General features: G+C 63.3%; 10 protein-coding genes. 9 read left to right on the top strand and 1 reads right to left on the bottom strand.

The features are described from left to right. Positions 1 to 4: 4 nt before the first annotated feature. The 5 genes from J3P84_RS14845 (at position 5) to J3P84_RS14825 (ending at position 5,351) form a co-directional block, all read left to right on the top strand. Positions 5 to 1,171: an AMP-binding protein gene (locus J3P84_RS14845; protein WP_434623947.1), complete on the top strand. Its 1,167-nt coding sequence runs from the start codon at positions 5 to 7 to the stop codon at positions 1,169 to 1,171. Beyond that, complete coding sequence (locus tag J3P84_RS14840) at positions 1,168 to 1,950, top strand: ABC transporter ATP-binding protein (protein WP_434623945.1); 783 nt, start codon at positions 1,168 to 1,170, stop codon at positions 1,948 to 1,950. The genes J3P84_RS14845 and J3P84_RS14840 overlap by 4 nt, the downstream gene beginning before the upstream one ends. 68 nt (positions 1,951 to 2,018) lie before the next feature. Continuing rightward, positions 2,019 to 2,900: a branched-chain amino acid ABC transporter permease gene (locus J3P84_RS14835; protein WP_434623943.1), complete on the top strand. Its 882-nt coding sequence runs from the start codon at positions 2,019 to 2,021 to the stop codon at positions 2,898 to 2,900. A gap of 9 nt (positions 2,901 to 2,909) precedes the next feature. Continuing rightward, positions 2,910 to 3,977, top strand: a complete 1,068-nt coding sequence (locus tag J3P84_RS14830; protein ID WP_434623941.1) for a branched-chain amino acid ABC transporter permease — start codon at positions 2,910 to 2,912, stop codon at positions 3,975 to 3,977. 48 nt (positions 3,978 to 4,025) lie between these two features. Further along, on the top strand, positions 4,026 to 5,351 hold the full coding sequence (locus tag J3P84_RS14825; RefSeq protein ID WP_434623939.1) for an ABC transporter substrate-binding protein: 1,326 nt from the start codon (positions 4,026 to 4,028) through the stop codon (positions 5,349 to 5,351). 206 nt (positions 5,352 to 5,557) lie between these two features. Here the strand turns inward: J3P84_RS14825 and J3P84_RS14820 are convergent, their stop codons facing one another. Further along, positions 5,558 to 6,661, bottom strand: coding sequence for a sigma-54 interaction domain-containing protein (locus J3P84_RS14820; RefSeq protein WP_434623937.1), 1,104 nt, complete (start codon positions 6,659 to 6,661; stop codon positions 5,558 to 5,560). Positions 6,662 to 7,062: 401 nt separating this feature from the next. Here J3P84_RS14820 and gabP point away from each other — a divergent pair, with 401 nt between their 5' ends. The 4 genes from gabP (at position 7,063) to J3P84_RS14800 (ending at position 13,180) form a co-directional block, all read left to right on the top strand. After that, positions 7,063 to 8,484, top strand: coding sequence for a GABA permease (gene gabP / locus J3P84_RS14815; RefSeq protein WP_434623935.1), 1,422 nt, complete (start codon positions 7,063 to 7,065; stop codon positions 8,482 to 8,484). A 259-nt stretch (positions 8,485 to 8,743) separates the two neighbouring features. After that, positions 8,744 to 10,465 (top strand): type I secretion system permease/ATPase, encoded by a 1,722-nt coding sequence (locus tag J3P84_RS14810; protein ID WP_434623933.1) that lies wholly within the window; start codon positions 8,744 to 8,746, stop codon positions 10,463 to 10,465. Further along, a complete protein-coding gene (locus J3P84_RS14805; protein WP_434623931.1) occupies positions 10,458 to 11,828 on the top strand; it encodes an HlyD family type I secretion periplasmic adaptor subunit in 1,371 nt (456 codons plus the stop codon). The genes J3P84_RS14810 and J3P84_RS14805 overlap by 8 nt, the downstream gene beginning before the upstream one ends. A gap of 2 nt (positions 11,829 to 11,830) precedes the next feature. Next, positions 11,831 to 13,180, top strand: coding sequence for a TolC family outer membrane protein (locus J3P84_RS14800; RefSeq protein WP_434568613.1), 1,350 nt, complete (start codon positions 11,831 to 11,833; stop codon positions 13,178 to 13,180). The last annotated feature ends 551 nt before the right edge of the window (positions 13,181 to 13,731 follow it).

Below are 13,731 nucleotides of genomic sequence, written 5' to 3'. Positions count from 1 at the left end.
CAGCATGGGCACGCTCACTGAAACCTTCGACACGTTGCCCCATTGGCTGCATCGACAGGCGCTGGGGCACGGTACGGACGTCGCCCTGCGCCACAAGCACCTGGGTGTCTGGCAGGTGCGGACCTGGCGGCAGCTGGCCGATGAGGTGCAGCGCCTGGCGAGTGCCCTGCAAGCTCGGGGATTCTCGGTGAGCGCGACCCTGACGATCATCAGTCGCCCGACACCACAGGCGATCGTGGCGGCGTTGGCGGCGCAATGGCTGGGTGGTGCGGCGAGCCTGTTCGATCCGTTGGACGGAGTCGCGGGGCAGGTCGAACTGCTCGGCGAATTGCAGCCGGATTTTGTGCTGGCCGAGGGGCACGAAGAATTGTCGCGTCTAGGCGCGGCGCAGTTGGCCCCCCGCGTGGTGATCTATCTGGACAAGCGCGGACTGTCAGGCTCGGTCGCGTTTGATCAGGCGCTGGATTACGCCACGTTGATCGAGGCGAGGACGCTCGATGAACGCGTCCCGCTGGCACATGCGCAGCAAACGGCGTTCGTTTTCTATCGCCGGGGGCCACAAGCCATCGAGCAACAATGCATCAGCCACGCCGAGCTGTTGCAACACGGGCAGCAACTGGTACAGCGCGAAGGACTGCGACGGCAGGAGGAAGCGTTGGCGGCGCGCGGTTTCGCCTCGGGCGGCCAGGCGCGGTATCTGCTCGCGCCCTGGCTGATCGCCGGTTTCCGCTTGAACTTCCCGGAAAACCTGGCGACCCGTGACCGCGACCGACGTGAGCTGGGCCCGACGCTGGTGGCCGGCACCCCGGAAACCTACGAGCGTCTGCACGGCTATGTGCTGGAGCGCCTGCCGGCACCGGGCGATGGGGCACGCAGACTGGTGGATTGGGCCCTGGCGGCACGTCCGGGGCCGTTGCGAAGGTTCATCGGTCATTGGCTGGTGCGCCGGCCTCTGCGCGACGTGCTTGGGTTTTCACGAATCCATGCACCGCTGCTGGTGGGTGATGCGCTAAAGCCTGAGACCCAGGCATTTTTTGACACCTTGGGTATCAACGTCCGCCAGTGGGAGGGTGCGGCCCATTGGGAGGTGCCGACGATTTCATTGGCCCCCACTACCAATGAACGGGACGAACGCCAATCACAACGCGCCTGGAAGGAGGCGACCACATGACCCGAACGGCCGCCACGCAGCTCCTCGAGCTGGACAACATTTCGCTGTCGTTCAAAGGCGTCAAAGCGATCACCGACATCAGCTTCAGCGTTGCCGCCGGCGAGATCTGCGCCTTGATCGGCCCCAACGGCGCCGGCAAGAGTTCATTGCTCAACATCATCAGCGGGGTCTACCAACCCCAGCAAGGGCGCATACGTTTCGAGAATCGCGAGCGCCGCGGCATGCGCGCCCACGACGTGGCGGTGCGGGGCGTCGCCCGGACGTTCCAGAACATCGCGCTGTTCAAGGGCATGAGCGTGCTCGACAACGTGCTCACCGGGCGCAACCTCAAGCGTCGCAGCACCTGGATTGAGCAGGTGTTGCGTATCGGGCGGGCCGGTAAGGAGGACGACAGCCAGCGCGAAGCGGCCGAGCGGGTCATCGAGTTCTTGCGTTTGCAGCCGTGGCGCGACGCATGGGTGGGCACCTTGCCTTACGGTTTGCAGAAGCGCGTGGAGCTGGCCCGCGCCCTGGCGGCGGAGCCGCGGTTGTTGCTTCTCGACGAGCCCATGGCGGGCATGAACGCCGAGGAGAAACAGCTGATGAGCCGATTCATTGTCGACATCAACCGTGAGCTGGGCACTACGGTGGTGTTGATCGAGCACGACATCGGCGTGGTCATGAACATCAGCGACCACGTGGTGGTGCTCGATTACGGTCGCAAGATCGGCGACGGCGCCCCGGATGTGGTACGGCAGAACCCCGAGGTCATTTCGGCTTACCTCGGCACTCGACACTGATTTTTTGCAATGCGACGCCTTTCCGTCAGGAAGGGTCGGCAAGCTGCGCCCGCAAAACAGGAAACGCTATGGAATTTTTCTTTGAAGTATTGATTGGCGGGCTGCTGGCCGGGGTGATGTACGCCTTGGTGGCCATCGGTTTTGTGCTGATCTACAAGGCCTCCGGGGTGTTCAACTTCGCCCAGGGCGCGATGGTGCTGTTCTCGGCGCTGACCTTCGTCAGCCTGCTGGAGCGCGGCGTGCCGTTCTGGCTGGCGTTTCTCATCAGCCTGGTGGCGATGCTGCTGATCGCCGTGGCAGTGGAGCGTGTGGTGTTGCGCCCGTTGGTCAATCGATCGCCGATCACGCTGTTCATGGCCACCCTTGGGCTTTCCTATGTCATCGAAGGTTTCGCCCAGGCGTTGTGGGGTGCCCAGGTGCATGGCCTGGACTTGGGCATCAGTGATGAACCGCTGGAGCTGGGCGGGATGCTGTTGTCGCAGTTCGACATTTTCGCCGCGCTGACCGCCGCGTCACTGGTGGCGCTGCTGTCCTGGCTGTTCAACAAGACCCGCTTGGGCCTGGCGCTACGAGCCGTGGCGGATGACCCGCTGGCGGCGCTGGCCGTGGGTATTCGCTTGCAGCGGGTCTGGGTCGTGGTGTGGACGGTGGCGGGGTTCGTCGGGCTGGTCGCCGGCCTGCTCTGGGGCGCTCGCCTGGGCGTGCAGTTCTCGTTGTCGCTGGTGGTGCTCAAGGCCTTGCCGGTGTTGATCATTGGCGGGTTCACCTCGATCAGCGGGGCGATTGTCGGCGGGCTGATCATCGGCGCTTCGGAAAAATTGGCGGAGGTATATCTCGGGCCGTTCATCGGCAGTGGCATCGAAAACTGGTTTCCCTACGCGCTGGCGCTGCTGTTCCTGCTGGTGCGTCCGGCCGGGCTGTTTGGCGAACGCGCCATCGAACGGGTCTAGGAGAGCAGCATGTTTTATCGAGAAGCAGGTCAGTTCAACACCCGTTATGCCGAGGACCGCCGGGTCTTTGCCTTGCGCCAGGATCGCCACGGGCTGGCGGCGCTGCTGCTGGTTGCATTCGTCGTGGTGCCATGGCTGGGCAATGACTACTGGCTCAGCGCGATATTGATTCCGTTTCTGGTGCTGTCCCTGGCCGGGTTGGGGCTCAATCTGCTCACCGGTTACGCCGGGCAGTTGTCCCTGGGTTCTGCGGCGTTCATGGCCGTGGGGGCGTTCGCCACCTACAACCTTGAAGTGCGTGTCGGCGGTTTGCCGTTGTTGTTCAGCATTGCCTTGGGCGGGCTGACGGCGGCGCTGGTGTCGCTCCTGTTCGGCCTGCCGAGCCTGCGCATCAAGGGCTTCTATCTGCTGGTCTCGACATTGGCGGCGCAGTTCTTCGTGATCTGGACGCTGACCCGCTTTGGCTGGTTTTCCAACGACAGCGCGTCGGGGGTGGTCAGCGCGCCGCGCCTGGATATTTTCGGCGTGAACCTGGACGCGCCGGCCGGCCGTTATCTGTTGACCCTGACGGTGGTGGTGGCGCTGTTCTGGCTGGGCAAGAACCTGGTGCGCAGCGAATTGGGCCGCCAGTGGATGGCCGTGCGCGACATGGACACGGCCGCGGCGGTGATCGGCATTCCTCTGGCGAAAACCAAGCTGCTGGCCTTTGCCATCAGCGGCTTTTACCTCGGCGTGGCCGGCGCGCTCTGGGCCTTCGCCTATCTGGGCACCGTCGAACCCCATGGCTTCGATCTCAATCGCTCATTCCAGATCCTGTTCATCATCATTATCGGCGGGCTCGGCAGCTTGCTGGGCAACTTCCTCGGGGCGGCCTTCATCGTGCTGTTTCCGGTGCTGCTTTCCAACCTGGTGTCGCTGCTGCCCGGCGGGCTGATCGATGCCGGCCAGGTGGAAAACCTGCAAAAAATGTTTTTCGGCGCGCTGATCATCCTGTTCCTGATCAAGGAACCGGAGGGCCTTGCGCGCCTCTGGCAACGACTTCGCCAGCGTGCGCGGCTGTGGCCGCTGCGCTACTGAACAGCGCCACCGTTGATTTCTCTATGGCTCCATAACAAGGAAAATCCGATGTTCAAACGATCATTCGCCAGCACCCTCGCACTGGCCCTGAGCCTCACCGCCGCCGCGTTCACCGTGCAGGCGGACAACGAGCAATATTTCCCGCTGCAAAGCTATCGCGTCGGTCCCTATGCGGCCGGCGGTACGGGTTTTTTTGGTGGCTTCATCGACTACCTCAAGTACGTCAACGCCAACGGCGGCGTGAACGGGGTGAAGCTGACCTGGAGCGAATGCGAAACCGAGTACGTGGTAGAGAAGGGCGTCGAGTGCTACGAGCGCCTGAAGAAAGGTTTGAATGGCACACCGGCGGCTGCGACCAACCCGCTGTCAGTGGGCATCGCCTACGCCACGCTGGAGCGCTCCACCGCCGACAAACTGCCGCTGATCACCATCAACCACGGCCGCACCGACTCCACCGATGGAAGCGTGTTTCCCTATGTCTTCCCGCTGCAATTGAACCCGTACTCCGAGGTGTCGGCGATCATCAACTACATCGGCCAGCGCGCCGGTGGGCTGGACAAACTCAGGGGCCTGAAGATCGTCACCCTGTACCACGGCTCGCCGTACGGCAAGGAAACCAACAAGGTGTTGCAGACCCTGGCGGATAAATACGGTTTTGCGCTGACCTTGCTCGAAGTGCCGCATCCGGGCAACGAGCAACAGTCGCAGTGGTTGAATATCCGTCGGGAAAAACCTGACTGGGTAATCCTGCGCGGCTGGGGTGTGATGAACCCGGTGGCGCTGAAAACCGCGCAGAAAGTCGGGTTCCCGGCCGATCACATCATCGGCAACATCTGGAGCAACTCCGAGGATGACGCCGCGCCTGCCGGTGCTGCGGCCAAGGGTTTCATCGCGATCACCACGCACCCGTCGGGCACCGGTTTCCCGGTGCTGCAAGGCATCAAGAAGGACGTGGTCGACGCCGGCCATGGCGACCTGGCGGACCCCAAGCGTTTCGGCACGGTGTATTACAACCTGGGCGTGGTCAACGGCATCCTCAACGTCGAGGCGCTGCGCATTGCCCAGCAGAAGTTCGGCCAGCAACCGTTGACCGGCGAGCAGGTTCGGTGGGGCTTCGAGAATCTCAAGCTCGATGATGCACGTCTCAAGGAGCTGGGGGCGCTGGGGTTGGTGCAGCCGTTGCAATTGTCCTGCTCGGACCACGAGGGCGGCGGCGCGGTGCGCTTCCAGCAGTGGGACGGCACGCAGTGGAAGCTGATCAGTGACTGGGTGCAGGCCGACCGCGCGTTGCTGCGGCCGATCATCGAAGCGTCTTCGCAGCAATACGCCAAGGACAAAGGCATCACGCCGCGCGATTGCAGCAAGGAATCCTGACGACTTGGGTCGCTTTTGCGAAAGCCGCCCGGCGTGGTGATGGCCTTTCGTCCAGACAGCGAACCCGTGGCGAGGGAGCTTGCTCCCGCTGGGGCGCATAGCGCCCCCAATGCAGCTGATTGAGTGGATCTGACATCACAGCGACAGGTTGGGGCTGCTTCGCAGCCCAGCGGGAGCAAGCTCCCTCGCCACAGGTGAACGTTGGCTCAGGTTGAAAGGTTGACCACCCGACCATCGCGCGTACTCAGCGCCGGGCGCCGTTTGTTGACCACCAGCTCGCCGATCCGGATCAGCAGGCTGCGGGTGACGTTGCGGCTCAGGCCCAACAGGCTTGCGGTGTGGACCTGGTTGCAACTGGCGTAGCGGTAGGCGGTGCGCAGCAGGGCAGCTTCGACTTTTTCATAGACATCGCCGTGCGCTTGCTCAAGCAGTTGCTCGAAGGCTTTTTCCAGCAGTGCCTCGGTGGTTTGCGGCGTGTTGTCCTGGGACGCGTCCTGGCGCTCGATGCGAAAGTTCGACAGGTGCAGGTCCTGCACGCCGATCACCTTGTTGCGGCAGATCAGCAAGGTGTGATGGATGACGTTTTCCAGTTCGCGAATATTTCCCGGCCACGAGTAGTCGAGCAGTTTGCGCTGGGCCTGGGCATCCAGCGTCACCTCGCCATGACCGAGCCTGCGGCTGTACTCGGCGATGAAATGGCGAATCAGCGGGAGGATGTCGCCGGGACGCTCGCGCAACGGCTTGAGCACCAGGCTGACCACACTCAGTCGGTAATACAGGTCTTCGCGAAAATGCCCGGCGTTGATGGCTTTTTCCAGTTGCACGTTGGTGGCCGCCAGCACCCGCACATTGATCCTGATGGGCTTGCGCGAGCCGAGGCGGACCACTTCACGCTCTTGTAGAACGCGCAGAAGCTTGACCTGGATCGGCAATGGCAGGTCACCGATTTCATCGAGGAACAGCGTGCCGCCGTCGGCTTCTTCGAACCACCCGGCCTTGGCGGTCAAGGCGCCGGTGAACGCGCCTTTTTCATGGCCGAACAATTCGGCCTCCACCAGCGTCTCGGAAAACGCCCCGCAGTTCACCGCCACGAACGGTTTGTCGCGTCGAGCACTGAGGTTATGGACGTGGCGGGCGACCAGCTCCTTGCCAGTACCGGTCTGGCCAATGATCAACACGCTGGCGTCACTGGGCGCGACTTGCTGCAAGTGCGTCAGCAGTGCCTGGGAGCTGGGATCGGCGAACACTTGGGCCGTGGCGCGGATCGAGGTAGCCAGGCCGGGGGAGGGAGGAAGCGTAAGAAGCTGCATGACGGTGGCCCGTTTATGAGAGTGCGGTGATGATTGGGTGAGGACCAACGCTCCTTGGTGGTATCACCGTGCGAAGCCATTGGGCTTAAGGCTTAATCTAAATGATCTAAAAAAAATAAAACAAATAACATAGAGTTATATGCTTAAGGCGATGAGCCGCCTTCGTCGTCAGCCGCAGAGCCTCTACGCAGGACCGGGTTTGGCGAGATCAGGCAAAAAGGCGGCGCTCACAGGTAACTAAATCGGGAGTGTAGGCGGGTAACGTGGCTCAACTTTACTGCAGAGCCCAATTCGCGAGGGACGGATCAGACATCCAGGGTGTGCCGCTTTGAGGAGGAGCGAAACCAGCAGCACCGACGGTCCCTCGACACGCCACAATGTCGACAAGAGAATAAAAAACCATGACCAGCCCGAGCTTCAAGGATTCGAACGGCCACTTGGCGCAGGGCTTCAAGCCTCGTCACGTCACCATGCTTTCAATCGCCGGGATCATCGGCGCCGGCCTGTTTGTCGGCTCGGGCCATGCGATCGCCGCTGCCGGTCCGGCCGTCATGTTGGCTTATCTTTTTTCCGGTCTGCTGGTGGTGCTCGTCATGCGCATGCTTGGCGAAATGGCGGTAGCCCGGCCAGACACCGGCTCGTTCTCCACCTACGCCGACCAGGCGATCGGGCGCTGGGCAGGCTTCACCATCGGTTGGTTGTACTGGTGGTTCTGGGTGCTGGTGATTCCCATCGAGGCGCTCGCCGCGGGTCATGTACTCAACCAGTGGTTTCCCTCCGTTGATGCCTGGCTGTTTGCCTCGGTGTCGATCATTGCCCTGGCCGTGACCAATCTGTTCAGCGTGTCCAAATACGGCGAGTTCGAGTTCTGGTTCGCCATGGCCAAGGTGATCGCGATCATCGGTTTCATCTCCCTGGGATTCGCCGTGCTGATGGGCTGGATTCCCGAGCGCGAAGCCAGCGGCTTGAGTCGCTTGATGGAGGAACACGGCGGGTTCGCGCCCAATGGCTTGTCCGCCGTGGTCGGGGCCTTCATCACCATCATGTTCAGTTTCATTGGTACGGAGGCGGTGACGATTGCCGCCGCCGAATCCAGCAACCCGGCACAGAACATCGCCAAGGCCACGCGCTCGGTGATCTGGCGCATCGGCGTGTTTTATCTGCTGTCGATCTTCGTGGTGATTTCCGTGGTGCCCTGGGACGATCCGCTCCTGGCCTCGGTGGGCTCCTACCAGCGGGCGCTGGAGTTGATGAACATTCCCCACGCCAAATTCATGGTGGACGTGGTGGTATTGATTGCCGTGGCCAGTTGCATGAACTCCTCCATCTACATTGCTTCACGCATGCTCTATTCCCTCGGCCGGCGTGGTGATGCGCCGAGGGTGGTGGAAGTGACTTCGTCCGCTGGCGTGCCCCGGGCAGCGGTGATAGCCAGTACGGTACTGGGCTTGGGCATCACCTTGTTCAGCTACTTCATGCCGGCCGGGTTGTTCCAGTTCCTGCTCGCCAGCTCCGGCGCCATCGCCTTGCTGGTGTACCTGGCGATCGCTGTGTCCCAGTTGCGTATGCGCCGCAAGCTGCTTCGCCAAGGCGTCGAGCTGGGCTTTCGCATGTGGCTGTTTCCCTGGCTCACCTGGGCGGTGATCGTGTTTATCTGCGCGGCCCTGGCGGTGATGATGGTGACTCCCGAGCACCGCAGCGAAGTGAGCACCACCCTAGGCCTGGCCTTGGTCATTTCCTTTGTCGGCCTGGTGACTTCGCGGCAATCTCCGCAGCCTGAAGAGGCGGTTTCCTCGGCTAGCCTCCATAGACCCTCGGCCTAAGACATTCCCGTGGCGAGGGAGCTTGCTCCCGCTGGGCTGCGCAGCAGCCCCTTCCTTTACTGATCGCCTAAAAAACCCCAAACTCCCCCCGGCAACTAACCCTTGCTTACGTTGTCAGTACTTGGCGCCCGTAGCACCGACGTTCGCCACCGATGGCGACAATGTCAGCTACATGGCGCTTTTTTTCTGACGCCTCAAGGCAAATAGCTCGCAATGGATTGCGCCGGGACCGTTTATTCCTTTTGCGGGTTGATTCTCTATGGGTTTTTTTCTTGATCCTCGGCATGACATCGGCGCCGCTTTGTTGAGTTATCGCCGGGTATTCTGGTCGCTGGCCCTCTTCAGCGGCGTGATCAATCTGCTGGTGCTGGTGCCATCGCTGTACATGATGCAGGTCTACGATCGGGTCCTCACCAGTCGCAACGAAACCACGCTGTTCATGCTCACCTTGATCGCTCTCGGGCTGTTCATGTTCAGTGCGTTGATCGAGTGGGTGCGTGGCGAAGTGATGATCCGCATGAGCGCCGGGCTGGACGATGCCTTGGGCGAGCGGATTTTCGATGCAGCGTTCGCCCGCAGCCTGCGCGAGCACAACGCCAACCCGGCGCAGGTGCTGAGTGACCTGGCCACCCTGCGCCAACTGATTACCGGCCAGGGGCTGATCGCCTTGCTCGATGCACCGTGGTTGCCGATTTTCCTGCTGGTGGCGTTCATCATCCACCCCTGGTTCGGCGTGCTGACCCTGATCCTCGCAGCGTTGCTGGTCGGCCTGGCACTGTGGGGCGAGCTGGCGACCCGCACGCGCCTGGGGGAGGCCAATCGGCTGGGCGTGCAATCGTCGATCTACGTCAACAGCACCCTGCAGAATGCCGAGGTCATCCAGGCCCTGGGCATGCTCGGGCCGCTGCGCCAGCGCTGGAGCCTGCTGCAGCAACGGATCATCGCGGCGCAGGCGCATGCCAGTGATCGCGGTGCGCGTATCACTTCGGCGACCCGTTTCGTGCGGATTTCCGGCCAGTCCCTGGCCTTGGGGCTGGGGGCGCTGCTGGTACTCGAAGGGCAATTGTCGGCGGGCATGATGATTGCCATGTCGTTGTTGCTGGGGCGCGCCCTGGCGCCGGTGGAAATCGCCATTGGTTCGTGGAAGCAATTCAACGCCGGGCGCCAGAGTTACCAGCGTCTGAGCCAGCTGCTCGCGCAACATCCTCGCGATCGCCTGCGCATGCCATTGCCGCCGCCAACGGGCGCGGTGCGCCTGGAGCAGCTCTACGTGGGGCCGCCGGGTGCGACGCAGCCGCTCCTGCGTGGCATCAATTTCAGCCTGGACAAGGGCGAGGTACTGGCGGTGGTCGGGCCCAGCGCCAGCGGCAAATCGACCTTGGCTCGGGCATTGGTTGGCGTGTGGCCGGCCATGGGTGGCTCGGTGCGGCTGGACGATGCCGAGATCAGCCAGTGGTCCCATGACGCCTTGGGCCCGTACCTCGGTTATCTGCCCCAGGACATCGAACTGTTCGATGGCAGTGTCGCTGACAATATCGCCCGTTTCGGCGAGCAGGACGCCGACAAGATCATCGCCGCCAGTCGTCACGCGGGCATTCACGAAATGATCCTGAGATTCCCCAAGGGCTACGACACGCCGCTGGGCCCCGGCGGGCTTGGCCTGTCCGGCGGACAGAAGCAGCGCCTGGGCCTGGCCCGTGCGCTTTATGGCAGCCCTTCGCTGATCGTCCTCGACGAGCCCAATTCCAACCTCGACGAAGCCGGCGAACTCGCGCTGGTGCAGGCCATCGGTGTGCTCAAGGCCGCCGGCAGCACGGTGGTGTTGATCACCCACCGGCCCAACGTTCTGGCGGTAGTGGATCACATCCTGGTGCTGAAGGACGGTACCCAGCAGGCGTTCGGCCCGCGCGACCGGGTGCTCAAGGCGCTGATGCCAGGCCCAAGGCCGACGGCCGTGCGGGAGGCGGGTAAAGATGCGTGATTTGAAACCGGCGACGCCGGCCCACGGCGACCACGGCTTGAGCGTGCTCAGCAGCAACACGCTACCCAACGCCAGTACCGATGCCGGCGGCGCGGCGCGCTACGGCGTGGTCTTCCTGGCCCTGACCTTGGGCGGTTTCCTGCTTTGGGCGTGCCTGGCGCCGCTCGACCAGGGTGTGGTCGGCAGCGGCACCGTGGTGGTGGCGGGCGAGCGCAAGGCAGTGCAATCGCTGGTGGGCGGGGTCGTGGAAAAGCTGCTGGTCAGCGACGGCGACCGCGTCAGCCAGGGCCAGTTGCTGGTGCAGCTCAACACGGTGCAGGCCCAAGCGCAGTTGGACGTGACCCTGGGCAAGCTGCTTAATGACCGCAGCATCGAGGCGCGCTTGATGGCCGAGCGCCTCGGCGCCGATGAAATCCACTGGCCGGCGCAATTGCTGGAGCGCGCCGAGGAGCCGCGCGTCAAGGCGGCCATGGCGCTGCAGAAGCAACTGTTCCTGACACGCCGTGCCGAACTGGGCAGCCGCCTGCAGATCATCGAACATGAAGTCGGCGCCTTGCAGCAACAGTTGCAGGGCTATGAAGGGGTCAAGCGCAACTACGACGCGCAGATGCGTTTTCAGCAGCAAGAGCTTGAAGGTTTGCGCGAATTGGCTCGGGAAGGCTACGTGCCGCGCAACAAACTCTTCGAGGCCGAGCGCAACGCGGCGCAACTGGCCGGGCAGATCGCTTCCGGCATTGGCGATGTCGGCCGCACGCGCCAGGCAATCAACGAAAGCCGGCTCAAGGCCTTGCAGGCGCAGCAGGAATTCCGGCGCGATGCCGAAACCCAACTCAGCGAGGTCTCGGCCGAGGCCGCCGGTTATGCCGATCAGATCCGCGCCTTGCAGTTTGAGGTGGATAACGGGGCGATCCGCGCGCCGGTGGCGGGGCAGGTCATGGACGTGTCGATCCATACGGTCGGCGGCGTCGCCCAGGCCGGGCAGACGCTGATGCAGGTGGTGCCGCTGGATGCGCCGATGGCGATCACCGCGCGTTTTGATCCGCTGATGGCCAACAAGCTGAGCCCAGGGCTGCCGGTGCACGTGCATTTCACTGCGTTGCAACGGGTGGACACGCCGACGGTAACCGGCACGATCACCACCGTGTCGGCGGACCAGTTGATCGACCAGCAGACCCACCAGCCATATTTCTCCGCCAAGGTCGAGATTCCCGCCGACACCGTCGTTTCGCTGCAGAGCGCCGGGCTGCTGGTGCGCCCCGGCATGCTTGCCGACGTCACCGTGGTGACCGGTGAACGGACCTTGATGAATTACCTGATGAAACCCTTGCGCGAACGCTTGCTGGCGGCCTTCAAAGAGGAATGAGCATGACCGACCGTTGCCGTTATGGCGTCCGTGTGCTGTTGAGCCTGTGCACCAGTTGGGCGGTGATCGGCCCCGTCTGGGCGGCGGAGGGCGGGCTGAGCCTGATCGCCGCTTACGATGCCTCGCGCCTCAACGATCCGACCTTGCAGGCGGCGACCCATGCCTACGACGCGTCGCGGCAGGAGGAGGCGATCGGCCGTGGCGGTCTTTATCCGCAAGTGTCGCTGTCGTCGCGTTATGGCTATGGCGGGCGTACCGATGGCGGCGACGACAGCAGTTACGTCAACAGCAACGATTACCAGGCGAACAGTGTGACCCTGGCCGCGCAGCAGGCGCTCTATGACAAGGGGCGTTGGGCGGCTTATCAGGAAGGCAAGGCGCGGGGGGCGCTGGGTAGTCAACAATTCGATGTGGCCGGCCAGACCCTGTTCGATCGGGTCGCCAAGGGCTATTTCGACGTGGCCCGGGCCGAGAACGAACTCAAGCTGATCGCCCAGCAGAAAACCGCTATCAGTGGCTTGGTCCTCCAGAGCAAAAAGCTCTATGAGGGCGGCCAGGGAGCGATCACCGATATCGACGAGGCCCAGGCCCGGCTCGATCTGGTCGAGGCTCAGGAAACCGAAGCCCAGGCCCGCCGCGTGGCTGCGCTGCGAGCACTGTCGGGGCGGGCCAGCGTGCCGATCGACGACATCCAGGCGATGCGCGAAGAACTCCCCGCCGGCAGCCCGATCCCGCCGGAGCAGGATCTGCCGTATTGGACAACGATTGCCCGTGAGGCCAGTCCGGAGCTGGCGGCGCGGTTGGCGGCGGTAAAAGTCGCCGAGGCCCAGGCCGACAGCCAGCGCGCCGGGCATTATCCGACGTTGTCGCTCACCACTCAGTTGACCCGTCGGGAAACCCGCCAGTACCAGGAGCTCGACCCGCGCCAGGACACTTACTACGTCGGGGTGCAACTGGATATCCCGTTGTATCGCGGCGGCGCGGTGCGTGCATCGGTGGCCAAGGCCGAGGCCCAGCTGGCCGGGGCCCAGTCCGATTACGATGTGCAGCGTCAGGAGCTGGCCGAGGCTATCGAAACCGACTATCTGGGCGTGGTGGCGGGCTTCGCCAAGAGCAAGGCGATGCTACGGGCGGTGGAATCCAACCAGCGGGCGCTGACGTCGACCGAGAAGGGTTTCCAGGGCGGCGTGCGCTCGACGGTCGACATCCTCGATGCCCAGCAACGCCTGTTCCAGGCACGCCGCGACCTGCTCGATACCAAGCTGGACATGCTCGAAAGTTATGTAAGCCTGCACACCCACACCGGCCAGATGAACCGCGCGGTGCTGGAACAGGTGCAAAGCCTGTTCTAAGGAACCGGCCGAGCCGCATCGCTTCTGTGGCGAGGGAGCTTGCTCCCGCTGGGATGCGAGGCGCCCCCAAAGCCAATCACCGCGCGGTGTCAGGCTGGACCCCATCAACCTTTTTGGGGCTGCTGCGCACCCCAGCGGGAGCAAGCTCCCTCGCCACGGAAGCACCGTGTGGGAGCGAGCCTGCTCGCGATGACGGCAGTCCATTCAACGCCGTTCAGCCTGGCACACCGCTTTCGCGAGCAGGCTCGCTCCCACAGGGGACACTGCCCTGGGCCCCAATGCTTCCTGCCCACGAGGATTTGCTTCATCAATGCTGTTGTGGCGAGGGAGCTTGCTCCCGCTGGGGTGCGAAGCGCCCCCAAAGCCAATCACCGCGCGGTGTCAGGCTGGACCCCATCAACCTTTTTGGGGCTGCTGCGCACCCCAGCGGGAGCAAGCTCCCTCGCCACGGATGCACCGTGTGGGAGCGAGCCTGCTCGCGATGACGGCAGTACATTCAACGCCGTTCAGCCTGGCACACCGCTTTCGCGAGCAGGCTCGCTCCCACAAGG

This window comes from Pseudomonas sp. Z1-29 (assembly GCF_051131995.1).
Classification (GTDB): Bacteria; Pseudomonadota; Gammaproteobacteria; order Pseudomonadales; family Pseudomonadaceae; genus Aquipseudomonas.
This window is presented reverse-complemented; position numbering and strand designations above follow the sequence as displayed.